A 17,289-nucleotide genomic window follows, 5' to 3' on the forward strand; every position below is an offset into this window, starting at 1 on the left:
GTAGTCTACACGGTAGCCACGGTCAACCCTTAGAACGCCGCATGTGCTGCACGCCACCTACCATGTATGAGACCTTGAGTATCCGAAGCAACTCCAACGAGATCAAAGTATCATCGCGTCTGCCAAACTTGCTGTTTTGGATAGGTTAACGAGCCAGTTACAAATTCACCGAACGCCCACGTCTTAGTCTAATTTCAGACGCACCTGCACAAAAGCACAACCGCCGAAGCTACTGGACCATCATGGCTGAGAGCGATGTGCCAGCACAACTGCACTCGATTGGCCTGACCACCGGTTAGAGGCAAGGAATCATAAAGCCTGGATTCCACAGAGGACTCTAGATTGACACTCGGCCGACCCCGGCCGTCGTCCAGGATCTCTACCCCGCTCCAGGGAAAATCATCCAAACCATAGGGTGATGGCTCTGGCCCCAGCGCCTGCGACCAGGCTTTGAGCACCGACTCCTTACCGGCCCAGCGCACCGCCAAGTGTACCGCTGTGTCGTCATGCTTGAGCAGGGCGCGCTGCTCGGCCTGCCGTCGCTCCCTTGGCGAGAATAAGCTTGTCATGCGCGTGCCTGGCATAGCCAGCTGTCGGCCAAACTTCTCCAGATCGACCAGATCATGTCCCAACCCCAGCACCTGTCCGAACCCGGCATCATCCATAGGCCCGAGTATGCCCCTCATCGGCCAATGCAGCAAATCACCCAGTCGGAAATTGAGTACTTCGCACTCCCCAACTGCGTCATTGATAGCTCTATTCCTGTGTGAGCGACCGTAAAAAGGAGAGCAAAGAATAAGGGAGGTTTCGCCGTATCAGCAGCAGGAGCCACAACGCTGGCATGACGCTGTTGGACAGCCCTGTAGCCAATGCCATCCAGAGCCTCCACGTGTACCCTATCGTGTACCCATTGAGCCCTAAATCGCCGATTACTGGGGAAAAATCTCACTCAGTCAGGCTTGATACTGACCGCTCCGAGTGACTGGAGAAACCATCAAGAATGGCGGAATACCAGCGATTATCGTGGAGCGGGCGACGGGAATCGAACCCGCGTAATCAGTTTGGAAGACTGAGGCTCTACCATTGAGCTACGCCCGCAAAGCCGTTGGCTCGGTACAGAGCATAGCACATGGGCCGGCCGGAACATGCAGTACATCGGTCATCGCCCGGTGGAACTTGGCAATAAACGTACGTATACATCACTGGGGAGAACCCCTCGGCGCCATGGAAACCGGCGCTGATTACCCCTCCTCTGCGGATAATCGTGAAGATCCGTACAGAAATTCTGATCCCTGGCGGCTGTGGACTAGTCTCAGGCGGTTCATCCACCCTGAATAAGAGATCGCGCCGTTGCCAGTATCGCTTCTCTGCGTATCCATGGATCAATCCCGTGGATCCAAGGAACACCTCGTCCGTTCCAGCGACTGCCGGAGTACTGCGGGATCGTCCATGCTCACACGGTGACCACTCCTTGTCGGATGATATGGATGGAAAGAATAAATGTTCTACGCGGAACTTGGCTGACAGATTTCCGCAAGATTATTCATTCTTACAGAGCAAGGGGGAATCAGACTGGTAACGTGCTGCCATCCGATGTTAGAGAATGATAATCAGAGATAGTTGACATTGGCATCGACAAATTCTCCACACACAACAACTTTATCTTTCGAGAACGGGAGTTCCACTATGCCCGAGCATCGATCACAAAAGTTGAATTCATGCTGGCGATAACAGTATGAGCATCAATTCTTCTGATAGCATTTACAGCAACATCAGTAGATATCTATTACGCGGTTCTCAAAAACGAGAACGGCGGGAAACAAGTAGTTGATCACAGTTCAGAAGGGAACTATAGCCGAATATAATTGACAAGAAGTTAGCCAGGCTCTTCTGCTTTGACTAACGAAGAGATGAAATTTGTTTGCAGATAAGGTCGGATGCTACTTGCTGATGCACAGCTAGCACCATAGCCTATACGACAACTTGTTCTGCTTCAACATCGACGGGATTGACCCTACCTATTTTGACAGTCTTGCATCTTGCAGCTCCTTCTTAAGAAAGGGAATGAAATGATATCGGTGATTAAACATTGTCTGTCAGCATGTTCGGATGACCTCAAAAACAATTGGGGCAAGCCGGACTACATGAAGCGACTCGCTGGAGCTACGATATTCGCATTGTGCGGTGTCGCTTTCGGTGTCGCGATGTTCCTTGTATTCCCTTAGACATGAACGATAACTTGCTGCAATATGACTATGCACGCGAGCGCAGTGAGCACCGATGAGTGTGGTTCCTAAGCGGAAACGCTCGGTCAGTACGAGTTACCCTTATTCACTGGCTGCCGCTTCCTATGAGGGACGCCTATCCGTGTGGCGTCAATAATTAGTGAGAGCTGGGCGACAGCATCGTGCACACGCGGGGTTTGCCTGCCTTTGTTCCAAATAATAAGACGGTACTCCTTACAAATCACTTCATGCAGCATAGGTGCCTTCCATTCCCAGGGCCTTGCTCCAGACATAAGGACTCATGTCCAGGAAATCAACCCGAATAGACCGCTGAAAACAGGCAATCCCCTCAATGCAGTCAATCGTCGTACCGCCGAGATGCCTTTCCCTACAAGTGGTGTGCCCGCTGAGGTGATCCTTGGCAGAAACAGAAAACCTGACTGAAACAAAACGGCGATGGCACCTGGAATGTCACCCCAACCCCCGCATACAACCAATTATGGTGATAGTGGCCGTCCGCTAAACGTTCAATTCGATCGACCGATCCGGCGACATCAACAACCAGCGACTCTCCCTGTCTGCAGGCGTCCAGCCCACAGCTGAAGGGGAAAATATCGGCGTGGCTATGATAATCGGGCTTCTTGCCATGAGTATTATGGCAGCAAACCTCAGCAGTAGGAATTCCATTACAGCGATCACTAGCACTAAAACTTCGCACGAGTAAGAGGCCGGACACTCCCCCAAGACGAGTTCGGCCATTTGGGTGGCCCAGCAATAATCCCAAGTAAAATCTGGGTCACCCATCTACTTTTTATACCTTTTTGTGAAAAGGCTCCAATCGCAGCCTGGCAATAGCACACCGCCGGTTGAGCAACATACGGGCAATATTCGGACAAAATCCCTTATGCACAGCCATTACAACAGCTCCAATGACCAATAAGTCCTGACGACCAGATAGCTCGCATACCTGCAAGGGAGTCCTTGTACATAAGGCATGAAGACAAGGGACAGCCGCACCCAATGGTAAGACAATAAGGGAGGCAAGCCGTCTGGCCCACCTCCCCGATCATCGCAATGACTGTTCCCTCACCGGACTTCCATCTATTGCTTCAGACGGAAGCCCAGCTGGTTCACACTGCTCTCATCCCCGGTCGTAGTAGCCGTCGGCACCCAGTCGAGCCTGGGGATCCAGCAGCATAGCCTTCTCAATCTCGTGACCCACATACCCGTGGCCGTCCTCATGGAAACGGCGGTTGTCGATGGGCTCATAGAGCGGGGCCCGACCCATGCGGCCCTCCTCCAGATGGCGCTGACCAGCGGCCAGACGGTCGTTGGCCCGGCAACGCCACTCATCAAGGGCCTCCTGGCCGGAGGTTTGGAGCACGGCTGCCTCAAAGGCTCCGGGGCTGACGATGACCCCGATGCCGGAGACATGGCCGAAGCCCAGGGAGGTAACCAGCCCAGCCTTGATCCTGCCCACCTTCAGGGGCTGTTCCAGCCAGACCAGATGGTCGTCGCGCCTCAGGACCGGATCCACGCAGTCCAGGGAGGCATTGGCCGGGATGACCCCGGACCGGAAGAGCTGGGTGAGCCCGTTGATCTGGAAGATGCAGGCGCCGCCCTTGGCATGGCCGGTCAGGCTCTTCTGGGAGATGACGTAGAGCGGGTTGCCATCTGTCCGCCCGATGGCATGGGCCAGGGTGTTGTGCAGCTCGGACTCGTTGGGGTCGTTGGCGTTGGTGGAGGTGTCATGCTTGGAGACCACGGCGATATCGTCGGGGTCCACCCCCAGCTTGGCCAGCGAGCGCACCAGGTCCGAGTCCTTGCCGCCCATGCCGGCGGCCAGAGCCCCCAGCCCGGGTGCGGGGATGGAGGTGTGGGCGCCATCCGCGAAGGAGTGGATGTACCCGACCACGCCAGCCACGGGCAGACCCATGCGCAGGGCGATGTCGCCTCGGGTCAGCAGGATGGTCCCGCCGCCCTGGGATTCCAGGAAGCCGCCCCGCCGACGGTCGTTGGCCCGGGAGAAGAACCGGGGCTGGATGCCCTTGGCGTACATCTCGGCGGAATCGGCGGTGGCGTTCATGTTGCCGAAGCCGATGACCGACTCCACGCCGATGTCGTCGATGGCGCCCGTGACCACGAAGTCCGCCTTGCCCAGGGCGATCTTGTCGGCGCCCTCCTCGAGGGAGACCGCAGCCGTGGCGCAGGCCGAGACCGGCTGGACCATGTTGCCGTATCCGCCGATGTAGGACTGCATGACGTGCGCGGCCACCACGTTGGGCAGGGCCTCCTGAAGGATGTCCGTGGGGATCTCCTTGCCCAGGAAGCGGTCCAGGTAGAGCTTGCGCATGGAGGCCATGCCGCCGAAGCCGGTCCCCTGGGTGGAGGCCACCTTGGAGGGGTGCACGGCCTGTAGGATCTCCACCGGGGTGAATCCGGCCGACAGGTAGGCGTCCACGGTGGTCACGATGTTCCAGAGGGCGATCTGATCCACGTCCCCGACCATGGAGGCGGGAATGCCCCACTTGACCGGGTCGAAGCCCTTGGGGAACTGGCCGCCTACGGTCCTGGACATGGTGGCCCGGCGCGGCACGCGGATGCGGGAGCCCGGCAGACGGGTGACGGTCCACTCGCCGGACTGCTCGTCGCGGGCGATGCTGGTGTGGTCCGGATCCTGGGCCACGTACTCCTGAGCCATGTCCTTGGTGGGCACCGAGAAGGCCACGTCGTGATCCAGGAAGACGTCCACCTCCTCTTCATTGGTGCCCTGGCGGTAGTCGGAGCCCATGCCGTCGTCGAAGGGACGGATGCCGGAGCGGGCCACCACCTGGTCGTGGTAGCGCTCGGCGATGTCCTGCTCGGGGACCAGCTCGCCGTCCGTGTCGTACCAGCCCGGCTTGGGGCTGTCCTGCCACTCGACCAGACCCATGTTCCAGGCCAGTTCGAGCACGGCGGCGGCACTCAGGTCGACCTGGCCATCCGAGTGGATGCCCATCTCGGCCTCGAAGCGGGTGCGGCCAGAACCCCAGGGACCCATCTCGCCGATGGAGACAATGACGATCTGATCCTCGGGCCGAGCAGTCACGCCCTGCCAATCCTGCAGATCCACCGGGGCCTGGGCGGGCACCCGGGGTGTAGGCAGGGCCTTGATGACCCGGTCTGGATCCTTGTCGGCATCTGCGGGCGCATCCCCGGGCTTTCCGGCTGGAGCCGGCGTCGACGGATCGTCGTCCTGGGCAGCCTCAGCCTTCAGGGCCTTGAGGTCCAGCGGGCTGGAGCCCAATCCACCGGTCAGGTCGGCCTTAATCGGGGCCTGAAGAGCCTGCTGACGTGCCTCTACAGTGCAAAGCTCCAGCAGGGAATCAGCCATCTGCCCGGTGGAGTAGGTGTGGATGCCGTGGCGCTCCACCGCCCGGACCAGTGGATCGTTGCCGCCCATGAGCCCGGTGCCACGGACCCAGCCGATCAGCGGGTGGGCGAAGGTGACGCGGCCGGACCAGTCCTGCTCGGGGCGGGACCGGTTGACGATGGCGTCCAGGGCGGCCTTGACCTCCCCGTAGGCTCCATCGCCGCCGAACATGCCGCGGTTGGGAGAGCCAGGCAGGACAACATGCAGACGGTGGTCGACGTCCGTGTCCGCCCCGATGCCGGCGAACCCGGCGATCTGGCGTTCCAGGCTCCAGAGCATGAGCCGGGCCTGGGACTCGAAGAGCCGGCCCGAGTCGGCCATGGTCCCGTGCATGGCGGGGGCTGCGAAGGGCAGCAGCAGGGTGGGCTCGTAAGCAGGCTTGAGCACGGTGGTCGTGGCCCCCGTGGTCTTGCGCTGCTCGTTGCCGACCCAGTCGACCAGGGCATCCACATCCCGGTAGCTGGACAGGTTGGCAGGCACGATCCAGAGACGAGCACCGCCCACGGCATGACGGCGATAGAGGTCGCGAGCCCAGATGACGGTCTGCGGCTTCAGGGAGTGGCAGACGGCGATGACCGTCGCCCCACCCTCCAGGAGGCCCGCAGTCAGCGATCCCGCGATGGACTTGGGGGCCACGCCGGTGACCACGGCCACGTCCTTGGCGAACCGTGCGGCGGCCTGGTCCGAATCGGCTGGGGTCATGGCCTGGTCGGCTATGCCGCTGAAGACCCGTGCCAGATCCTGCTCGCCGCGGTTGCGCGCCTGCTCGGCATACCAGACGGCCTGATCGTGCACCTCGCGTCCGGCTCCTACGAAGCTCAGGCGGCTGCGGTCATCATCATGCTCGTGGTAGATGTGAGCCAGATCCTCACGGGCGCTGGCCCAGCGGTCGTCGAAGAGGACGGCGCGCGAGGCCTCGAACCGTGGCGCCACCTGCTCGGGCCAGTCGCTGCCCAGTTCGGCATCGACGGCAGCCACGACGGCAGCATCCTCATTCTCGCCAGGCTGGACGGCCGGGGGTTCAAGCCCCAGCTTGTCCAGGAGGAAGCGGGCCGTGGAGGCCAGCACACCCTCAGAGCCGGTCACCTGGGCTGCGAAGGCATCCAGGGCGGCGGAGTCGACTACGGCACCGCCGGCGGCACCGCCTGCAGAGGGCATGGAGACCGTGACGCCGTGACGCTGGGCCACCTGCTGAACGGCCTGGTCGATCAGCGCATTGGCTGCAGGCACAGTGGAGACGGCTTCGGTGGGCAGGAGTGCCAGGTCGCCGCCCCGCGAGGATGCACCCTCACGGGTGTCCAGGACCAGGCTGGCCACGGTGGCCGAGACCCAGCCAGCACCCAGCTGCCAGACGTTGGAGACCCGCTGCTCCACCTGCTGCAGCTTGAGGCCGGAGGGGCCGAAGAGGTCGCGGATGCGTTCACGCACAATGTCGGAGAGCACCGGGCCGAAGGGCCGATAGTTGGGGGCCACCTTGTTCACTAGGGCGCTCAGGTCGGTCATGCTGGCCTCGGCGGCGCCGTCCACGCTGGCCACGCCCAGCTCGGAGCTGATGTCCATCAGCAGCTGGTTGCGCCTGGAGGAGACGCCGTTGGTCAGGGTGTCGGTGGTGTCGGTCTGCCCGATCTGCTCGGGACGAATCTTGGTGGAGTAGGCCAGCAGGACGGCGATGGCATCCGAGGCCTTGAAGGGCAGGTCGGCCACATCGGCACCCGATGGGCCGCCGGTCGCCGGGGCCGGAGCGGGGGCCGAGTCCTCGGCTGCTGCAGGGGCAGGGGCCGGAGCCGATGCAGGTGCGGGCGCAGCAGCCTGAGTAGGTTCAGGGCTGGATTCCTGGACCGGAGCTGCGGGCTCCTCCTCCACCGGGGCCATGGGATCAGTGTCGGTCAGATAGACCCGGCTCTCGTCCCTGCCCAGGTTGTAGACGCTCACGTGACGTTCGCGGAAGTCGGGCAACTTCAGGGTCTTGGTGCCCAGGTTGGCCAGGGTGGGTGAATGGCCCAGCCCTACCTCGATCAGCTGCTCCACGCCCAGGCCGCCCTGCTCGGGGGCATCAAACATGATCGCCTGGGTCTCGATCCAGCGCACAGGAGAGGCGAACTGCCAGGAGAGCAGCTCGGTCAGCAGCAGACGGCCCAGTTTCTGGTCGTCGGCCGCATACTGGTCCCAGACCTGGGGATCGTCCAGCGCCTGCTTGATGCGTTCGGAGGGGACCACCTCCAGGATGGAAGCCGCGAACTCCTTGGTCATCTGGAAGGGACGTGCAACCAGGTTCGGTATGTAGCGACCCTCCAGGCGGGAGTAGTCGATGTGCTCGGGCAGCAGGGCGTCCAGGGTGTCGCGGAACTCGGGCACCCCCTTGCGCAGCAGTGTGGAGTGGAAGGGCACGTCGATGCCGGGCACGTACATGAAGGCCGGCTTGCCGCCCGCCTCCTTGGCCCGGCGGTTGGCGTCGGCTCGCAGATACTCCAGACCAGCGATGGTCCCGGCCACAGCGTACTGCTGGCCGGCCAGGTTGTAGTTGACGATCTCCAGGAATTCGCCGCATTCCTTGGATACGGACTCCACATACTGCTTGACCCCGGAGTCGCCCACGCCGAACTGGTTGGGACGCAGGGCGCCCATCCGGTAGTTGCTGCGCCCCTGCTCGTCGCGTTCGATCAGGGAATGCATGGTGGAACCGCGGTGGAAGACCAGCTCCAGAACCGTCTCCAGGGACATGACCCCGGCGAAGGAGCTCAGGGCGTTGTACTCGCCCAGGGAGTGGCCGGCGAAGTAGGCGGGCCAGATGTCCATGCCGGACTCGCGCAGGCGGGCGGTCTGGGCGAAGGCCACGGTGGCCAGAGCCACCTGGGTGAACTGGGTCAGATTCAGCAGACCCTCCGGATGGTGGTAGGTGACCCCCTTGGCCGTCAGAGTGTGCGGGTTGTCACGCACCACAGCCAGGATGGAGAACCCCAGCTTGCTGCGGGTCAGGGCATCGGCCCGTTCCCAGGTCTCGCGGGCGGCCGAGGACTTGGCCCGCTCGTCCAGGACCATGCCCTGCTGCTGAATCCCCTGGCCGGGGTAGACGTAGGCGGTCCGTGGTGCGCGCGCAATCGCCGTGCCGCGGGAGACCAGCTGGCCGTCGATCCTGCAGGTGACCTCCAGGACCAGGCCGCCATGGCGGACCTTGCCCACGCGCTCCAGGCTGATCTCCACCTTGTCGCCCAGCTGGACCATGCCGTACATGTTGTAGGTCCATCCGGCGATCTCGTAGTGGACGCCCTGCTCGTCGGTGGCCTGGGCCGCGTATTGGGCGGTGGCCGACAGCCACATGCCGTGCACCAGAGGCGCAGACAGGCCGGAGACCGCGGCACCTCGCTTGGAGGTGTGGATGGGGTTGAAGTCCCCTGAGGTGCGGGCGAAGGCAGTCATGTCCTTGGGGGCAGTGACGGTGACGCGACGCAGCAGCCTGCGCGGCGTGTCCACCGTGTCGGCGCGGATGCCGCCGTACTCGGGAGCCTCCTGGGGCAGCTGGTCGCTGTAGGCGCGGCCGCGGATGGCGAAGCGCTCGACCTCGCGGGCCAGCACAGTCCCGTCCTGGGCGGCGTGGACCACATGGATGGTCACCACCCGGCCGGAGGAAGATTCCTGGTAAGGCTCGGCCCAGCTGGTCAGCTCGATCCGCTGGCCGGTATGCTCCAGCAGGCGCTTCTCGCTGACCTCCAGCTCGATCAGATGGTCCAGATGGACCGCGTTGAGCAGTCCCTCGATGATGGGGAAGTCATCCACATAGACGGATCCCAGGGCTGCGTAGATGGCCGGCCAGGCCGGACCCACCAGCGCATCGGGGGCGAAGCCGGAGGGGATCAGCGCATCGGGCAGGGCGCCTCCGGTGGCCGCCTCATGGTCGAAGCCCAGGTTGGATGCCAGGGTGTAGCCGCTGTGGGCCAGGCCGAAGGGATGCTCAGGGTCGTCATCGTCCTTCTCGATGGCAGGCATGGCCTCCAGCTTCTCGCCGGTGATGGAGGTGTTGCCGATGCCGGCCGTATCGGCCAGCAGGGCGTAGACATCCTTGGGCAGGCGGGTGCGGTCGACCACCGGGAAGAGGCCGACCTGGTCGCTCTTGATGGTCAGCGGCACGACGATGTCGCGCACCGCATGCCGGTCCAGACCGCCGTCAGGGTCGTCGTCCCAGTAGGTATCCAGGTGGATGTCCAGGTCGTAGTGCTCGCCCAGGTCGTCCTGGCCGGTGGCGGTGATGGTGTAGTTGGGGTCGTCCATGGCCGTCCCGTAGGCCGGATTGGCCATCAGATGGCCCACCCAGGAGATGTTGGGGCTGCGGCGGATGAACTCCTGCGCATCAGCAGCGCCTGCCAGCTGGCTGTAGGCCTTGGCGGGACCGCTGCCCAGGTCGCGCACCCGGTCTATGGCCGCCTGCTCGAACCGTCCCAGAATGGAGGCCACCGGCTCGTCCACCGTGGTGATGCCTGCCACGGAGATGGGTCCGGGGATGGCCCTGACCGAGTCGGCGCCGTAGCGGGGATCTTCGGACTGCCAGAGCTGATCCTGGCCCCACCAGCGCAGCAGGTCGTTGTCGATGACCGGCACGAAGGGCATGGGCTTGGGGTACTCGCGCACCAGGACGGGGAACCAGGCCACGTCGGTGGGCACCACCTTGAGCTCGGCTGCCTGGGGGTAAGCCTCATGCAGTCGGCGAAGCGCCTGCTCGGGCTCGGCCACATCCTGCCTGGAGGCGAAGATGGAGTCGAACTCGCCGCTCTGACGCTCGCAGACACGGGCCTCAATGCGCCGCAGCAGGTGCAGGAAGCGGTCGATGTAGGTGTCGTCGGCCCAGGGGTAGGCCAGGTCGGCGAAACGCTGGGCCCAGTCCTGGTAGGTCATGGTCTCCAGATCGCCGAAGTAGGGCTTGGCGGTCTTGTTCAGGGCTTCGATGATCTCCCCGCGGCGGGTCTCCAGCTCCTCGGGGTGCTTCATGACCCGGACCAGCAGACGGCCGCACTCGGCGGAGGAGTTCTCCATCTCGTAGATGTCGGCATGCAGATGGCTCAGACCGGAGCCCACGCCTCCCACCGACTTGCCGCTGGGCACCCACTTCTCGCCCATGGGGGCGAAGGGGTCCGGATCGGGGGTGGAACTGTCGATGCCGGGGGTGGCCACCAGAGCCCGCTTGATCTCGGGATTGGTGTGGGCCTCCTTGGCGGTCATGGCCGCTGTGCCGATCATGACGCCGTCCACGGGCATGTCCGGCAGGTGGTAGGCGCGGGACCACTGGCCGCTGATGTAGTCGGCCGCCCGCTCAGGGGTGCCAATGCCGCCGCCGGCCACCAGAACGATGTTGGGGCAGGCACGGACCTCGGCGTAGGTGGTCGAGAGCAGGTCGTCCAGGGACTCCCAGGAGTGGTGACCGCCGGCGGCTCCGCCTTCGACCTCCATGAGAATGTGGGTGGGGGCGACCTTGCGGGCGATGGCCACGACCTGGCGGATCTGGTCCACCGTGCCGGGCTTGAAGGCCACGTAGGGGAAGCCCTCCTCGTTGAGCTGACGGATCAGGGTCACGGCCTCGTCCAGCTCAGGGATGCCGGCAGAGATGACCACCCCGTCGATGGGGGTGCCGGAGGCGCGCTTCTTGGGCACGATATGCTGACTGCCGAACTGGAGGTTCCACAGGTAGCGGTCCATGAACATGGCGTTGAACTCGACCGTGCGGCCCTCCTGCAGCTGGTCCTCCAGCTGGGACACATGGCGGTCGAAGACCTCGGCGGTCACCTGGCCGCCGCCGGCCAGCTCGGCCCAGTAGCCGGCATTGGCGGCTGCGGCCACGATCTCGGGCTCCACAGTGGTCGGGGTCATGCCGGCCAGCATGACCGGGGGCTTGCCGGTCAACCGGCTGAAGGCCGTCTCCACCCGGGGTCCAGCCGGGGTCTCAAGCAGACGAGGGGCCAGCTTGGACCAGTCCTGGGTCCTGGCCGGATCCTCCTCCATGGTGGACAGCTGCGCGCGCCGGGCCTGGTTGGAGGCCTCGACCACGCCTACTCCGGTGCCTTGGACCAGGTTGTCCACCAGCTTGCCCAGGGTCTCGCCCGGGCCCAGATCCACCAGCCAGAGGGAGGCGGCATCCTGCTGGTCCATGACCTCGGCGATCCGGCCGGCCCAGTCGGCATGGTTGAGCAGGACCTCTTCGGCAAGGACCCGGGCACGCTCGGTGTCCAGACCGCAGCGGGAGGCCCAGTCCACGCTCAGATCCACAGCCTCCTTCATGAGCGGCGAGTGGAAGGGCAGGGTCACATCCAGGTACTCCAGAACCGGCGAGAAGGCGGTTCCGCCACGGACCTTGTCCTCGCGCAGTTGGCGCTGGTGCTCGCTCTCCTTGCCTGCCTCGATGGCGAAGGCGGCCAGATCCTCCGGATAGCCGGACAGGACCAGGTTGCGATCCGAGTTGGTCACAGCCACGCTGATGGGGCCGCGAGCGCCAGGCACCCGGTCGACCAGAACCTCGACCTGATGGCGGGTGGCGCCGCGCACCGAGAGCATAGGGGTGGCCTCACCCTGGCGGTGGATGCCCAGACGACGGGCCTGGCGGGTGCCGGCCGCGCCGATCAGCATAGCAGTGGCCAGGATCTGGTCGATGGCACCCTGGGCGGCCTTGAGGGACCCAGCCGCCTGGATCTCCTGGACCATGTGGACGCCGATGATGCCCTGGGAGTGTCCCAGCAGGGCCACCGGACGGGCCTGGGCCGCATCGTAGCCCAGCTGGTCCATGTCCATAAGGGCGCCCAGCTGCACCAGGGCGATGCCGGGCACGCTGACAGCCGCGTCGGCGGCCGGTCCCAGTCTGACCGGGTCGGGCTTGTAGCCGAACAGGTCCAGCTGACGGCCGTTGGTGGCCAGCAGGTCGGGTTTGACCGCCCTGAGCAGGTCGGTGGCCGCCGCCATCCGCTCCCTCAGGGCCTTGTCGATGTCGGGATCGCCCTGCAGATCGGCCAGGGCCACGGTCCAGGGGTTGGACTGGCCGGCGAACATGAGCGCGTGCGGCTGCTCGGCGAGACGATTGATGAAGAATGTACTGGTCATGATGTCCTATTCATAGAGAGTTGGGGATTGCTGATAGTGACGAGGGGAAGCTCATAGAGGCTGGTTGCCGTGGTGCTTGTCGTTGACCCTGACGCGCTGCTTGTCTGCCAGAAGGTCCATGGCCTGGACCAGGACCGGTCTGGTCTGCTCCGGGTCGATCATGCCGTCCAGCTCGCCCATCTCCAGGGAGAGATTGGCGTTGACGGTGCTGGTTTCATACTCCCGGGCCAGCTTGTTTCGCAGCTCATCCACGTCCCGGCCGGCCTCCTTGGCCTCCTGCAGGTCGCGCCGGTGGATGATGTTGACCGCGCCCTGGGCCCCCAGCACGGCTATCTGCGAGGAGGGCCAGGCGTAGTTGAGGTCCGCGCCGATGGCCTTGGAGCCCATGACGATGTAGGAGCCGCCGAAGGCCTTGCGCAGCACGATGGTGACCATGGGCACCTGGGCGTTGGCGTAGGCATAGATGACCTTGGCCCCACGACGGATGATGCCGGCGTGCTCCTGGTCCGAGCCCGGCTTGTAGCCAGGGGTGTCCACCAGGGTGATGACCGGCAGGTTGAAGGCGTCGCAGAGGCGGACAAATCGGGCCAGCTTCTCGGATGACTCCACATCCAGGCTGCCCGCGTCCACCATGGGCTGGTTGGCCACGATCCCCACCGGCCGGCCCTCCAGGCAGGCGAAGCCCACCACGATGGACCGGGCGTAGAGCTCCTGGACCTGGACCAGCTCGCCGTAGTCGACGATGGCGTGGATGACGTCCAGCACGTCGTAGGGCTGCCGGTCGTTCTCGGGAATGACCGTGGCCAAACGTTTCGCGGCCTGGCGCTCGGCATGGCCGGAGATGAAGGCGTACCGGGGAGGCTCCTGGTCGCTGTTGGCAGGCAGGTAGGCCAGGACGGTCCGGGCGTAGTCGATGGCGTCGGCCTCGTCCTCGCCCAGATAGTGGGCCACGCCGGAACGGGTGTTATGCACGTAGCCGCCGCCCAGCTGGTCCATGCTGATGGTCTCGCCGGTGGCCGCCTTGACCACGTCGGGACCGGTGACGAACATGTCCGAGTTCTCCTTGGTCATGATGATCAGGTCGGTCAGGGCCGGGCAGTAGACGGCACCGCCTGCGCAAGGGCCCAGGATCAGGGAGATCTGCGGGACGAAGCCGCTGGCCTGGCAGGTCTTGCGGAAGATGCGGCCGTACTGGGTCAGAGCGGCCACACCCTCCTGGATGCGGGCGCCGCCCGAGTCGATCATGGCCACGATGGGGACCTTGATCCGCAGGGCCATGTCCATGAGCCGGCAGATCTTCTCGCCCTCGGCCCGGCCCAGGGTGCCGCCGCGAACGGAGAAGTCCTGGGCGTAGACGCCGACCTTGCGCCCGTAGACCAGGCCGAAGCCGGTGATGACCGCAGAGCCCGCCCGGTCCCCGGCGATGTCACCGCCGGCGAAGCGTCCCACCTCCTCGAAGGTGTCCTTGTCGAAGAGCAGATCCAGGCGCTCACGGGCGGTCTGCTTGCCCTTGGCATGCTGCCGGTCGCGGGCGTGCTCCTCGGCCTGTTTGGCCAGAGCGGCGGCCCGATGGATGCCCTGGCGCACCGGCTGGGAGCCCAAGGTGGATTCGGTGACGATCATGCCTGCTCCTCCCCGCCCAGATCCAGGGTGACCAGGGTCTGTCCCGGATCCACCCCTTGTGCCACGGCCACATCGATGGTCTTCACGCGGCCCTTGGCCGGGGCATAGACGTAGTTCTCCATCTTCATGGACTCCAGCACCACCAGCAGGTCGCCCTTGTCGACCTCCTGGTCGGGGGCCACGTTGATGCGGGTGACCACCGCCTGCATGGTGGCCACGATGACGCCGGACCGGGCCGCATCCTGCCGGGGTACGCCGGGCTCCTGATCCCGCAGCCCGCGCCCACGCAAGGGCTGCCTAGGCCGGGCAATACCGCCGTGGCCGCCGACGCCGCCCATGCCGCCCAGCAGCGACTGGGGCAGAGCAAGCCTGACCCGCTTGTCGTCGATCTCCACGTTGTAGGTCTCCATGGGATCGCTGTCCCGGTCCTGTTCCTGGGCCGAAGCGCCGGAGACCGAGGCGGGCTGGCCGCTCCCGTTGGAGGCAGGCTCCACGTTCAGGTAGACCCTTTCCAGCCACTTGGTGGACACGTCGAAGGAGTGCCCGTCCTCGGCGGTGAACTCGGGGTTGGTGAAGATCTTCTGGAAGAGGCCGGCCGGGGTGGGGACCCCGCTGATGCTCATCTCGCGCAGGGCCCTACGAACCCTGGCCACGGCCGCCGGACGGTCCTGGGCGGTCACGATCAGCTTGCCCATCATGGAGTCGTCCCTGGGCGAGACCGTGTCGCCCACCTCGACGCCCGAATCCACGCGAATGCCGGGGCCGGAGGGCCACTGAATCGACTCGATGGTCCCTGAGCTGGGGGTCAGGTTGGTGGCCGGATCCTCGCTGGTGATGCGCAGCTCGAAGCTGTGGCCGCGGGGCGGGGGCGCCACGTTCAAGGAGCCGCCGTCGGCGATCCGCAGCTGCTCGCGGACCAGGTCCAGTCCGCAGACCTGCTCGCTGACCGTATGCTCCACCTGCAGCCGGGGGTTGACCTCCATGAAGTAGACATCGTCCCTGGGGGTGACCAGAAACTCGCAGGTGCCCAGGCCCACGTAGCCCACCGTGTCAAACAGGCGGCGGGAGAACCCCTCCAGCTGGGCGATCACGTCGTCGGACAGGAAGGGGGCCGGAGCCTCCTCCACCAGCTTCTGGTTGCGGCGCTGGACCGAGCAGTCCCTGGTGGAGTAGACGGTGAATTGACCGTGGCTGTCCCTGCCGGACTGGGTCTCCACATGCCGGGCCCGATCCACGAATTTCTCGATGAAGTAGTCGCCCAGGTCGCCGCCCTGAAGGGCATCATGGTTCATGTAAAAGGTGCGCAGCTCGTCGCTGTCGTTGATCAGGGTGATCCCCCGGCCGCCGCCGCCGTCAGCCTTCTTCATCATGACCGGATAGCCGTGCTCGTCGGCGAAGTCCAGCAAAGGGCGCATGTCGGTGACGGGCTCGCTCAGGCCTGGCACCACGGGCACCCTGGCCCGCTCGGCCACCTTGCAGGCGGTGATCTTGTCGCCCAGCTCGTCCAGGACCTCGGGATCCGGCCCCACCCAGGTGATGCCCGCCTCGATCACCTTGCGGGCGAAGGAGGAGAACTCAGACAGAAAGCCATAGCCCGGGTGGAGGGCGTCAGCGCCTGACCGTCGGGCGATGGAGACGATCAGGTCCTCGTTCAGATAAGTCTCCATATTGGTGTCCCCAGGCAAGAGGTAGGCCTCGTCCGCCATCTGGGCATAGGGGGCGTCCCGATCCTGGTCGGCATAGACGGCCACGGTGGCGATGCCCATCTCCTGGGCGGTGCGCACGACCCGCAAGGCTATTTCGCCGCGGTTGGCAATCAGCAGTTTTTTCATTCCCCTCTCCTCACTGGTTGATCAAGGGCGATTGGACTGACGAAAAGCATGAACAAGGTAGGAATTAGGCTCCCACAACGGCCACTTCAGGCAGGACGCCTACATCGGCCGTGGACACGTCAACCTGGCTGCCGTCGGGCAACCGCACCCGCAGGGAGGCATCCGGATTGATCTCCAGGGCACGGCCCTCTATGGGCTCACCGGCCACGGGAACGACCCTCACCTGCCTGCCCAGCGTCCAGCTGAGTGCGGCAATCCGCGAGCGCAGCCCCTGCGGCTCGTTCAAGGCCCTGTCCAGCGACCCGTCAATGCCAAGGGGGGCCATCTCCCCGCTCAGGTGCCAGCTGATGGCATCGACCAGGTCGTCGCGCAGGGTCTGGTAGTCGGGCAGGTCCCGGTAGTGGAACTGCAGGGAGGTGGACTCCGCAATAGGAAGCGCCTGCCGGGGCAGCAAGAGGTTGATGCCGATGCCGACAGCCAGGGCCGACCAGTCTTGATCTACCCGGACCAGCTCGCAGAGGATGCCGCCCAGCTTGGCCCCGCGACAGAACAGATCGTTGGGCCACTTGAGGGTCAGAACCCGTTCAGGAGCGCCGCCGTCGGCCAGCCGGCAGCCGTGGTACTCAAGCACATCCTGCAGGCCTTCCAGAGCGGCCAGTCCCGCCACCATAGGCATCCATCCGCCAAAGGGCCCAGTCAGCAGTCCAGTGGGCAGCGGCAAGGCCCAAGTAGCCAGCAGGGAGCATCGGGGCTGATTGACCCAGGTTCGGGCAAGACGACCGCGGCACCGGGACTGCGCATCGGCAACCGCTACGCTCAGCGGCATGGTGCTCCCCCCGGCGCCCGGCCATCGCCGAATACCTTTACTTGCGACTCTTCCCTCGTACCGTGTAGTCGTAGAAACACCCTGACGGGCGTTTTTTCGAGGCGTATCTTCGGCTTTTCCCCTTGTGCCAGAGGCCAGTCCCTTCGCGGTCTCCGTGCTCGTTGTCGATTCACCGCCCCCAAACAGCCGCTCGACCCGGTCGCGCGCATCCGAATACGTCGAGGCTTCCAGAGCATGAGCCACGAGCGTATTGGTCGAATCGACGGTGTCGAACACCACGATCGAGGAGAGTAC

General features: G+C 64.4%; 4 protein-coding genes, 1 tRNA gene and 2 pseudogenes. All 7 read right to left on the reverse strand.

What is annotated here, in order from left to right:
• Positions 1-194: 194 nt before the first annotated feature.
• Complete coding sequence (locus QRX41_RS02080) at positions 195-686, reverse strand: holo-ACP synthase (protein WP_313838369.1); 492 nt, start codon at positions 684-686, stop codon at positions 195-197.
• A gap of 338 nt (positions 687-1,024) precedes the next feature.
• Positions 1,025-1,098, reverse strand: a tRNA-Gly gene (locus tag QRX41_RS02085).
• Between the two features lie 2,268 nt (positions 1,099-3,366).
• Positions 3,367-9,111, reverse strand: a pseudogene (locus QRX41_RS08525) (acyltransferase domain-containing protein); the annotation flags it as partial.
• 606 nt (positions 9,112-9,717) lie between these two features.
• Positions 9,718-12,714, reverse strand: a pseudogene (locus QRX41_RS08460) (fatty acid synthase subunit beta domain-containing protein); the annotation flags it as partial.
• 51 nt (positions 12,715-12,765) lie between these two features.
• Positions 12,766-14,337, reverse strand: a complete 1,572-nt coding sequence (locus QRX41_RS02095; protein ID WP_313838373.1) for an acyl-CoA carboxylase subunit beta — start codon at positions 14,335-14,337, stop codon at positions 12,766-12,768.
• Positions 14,334-16,169, reverse strand: coding sequence for an acetyl/propionyl/methylcrotonyl-CoA carboxylase subunit alpha (locus QRX41_RS02100; RefSeq protein ID WP_313838375.1), 1,836 nt, complete (start codon positions 16,167-16,169; stop codon positions 14,334-14,336). Before QRX41_RS02100 ends, QRX41_RS02095 begins: the two co-directional genes overlap by 4 nt.
• Positions 16,170-16,233: 64 nt before the next feature.
• Entirely contained in the window at positions 16,234-16,995 is a 762-nt protein-coding gene (locus tag QRX41_RS02105; protein WP_313838377.1) for a biotin--[acetyl-CoA-carboxylase] ligase, read from the reverse strand.
• Positions 16,996-17,289: the final 294 nt, after the last annotated feature.

The organism is Bifidobacterium kimbladii, assembly GCF_032193675.1.
In the GTDB taxonomy this organism is placed as follows: Bacteria; Actinomycetota; Actinomycetes; order Actinomycetales; family Bifidobacteriaceae; genus Bombiscardovia; species Bombiscardovia kimbladii.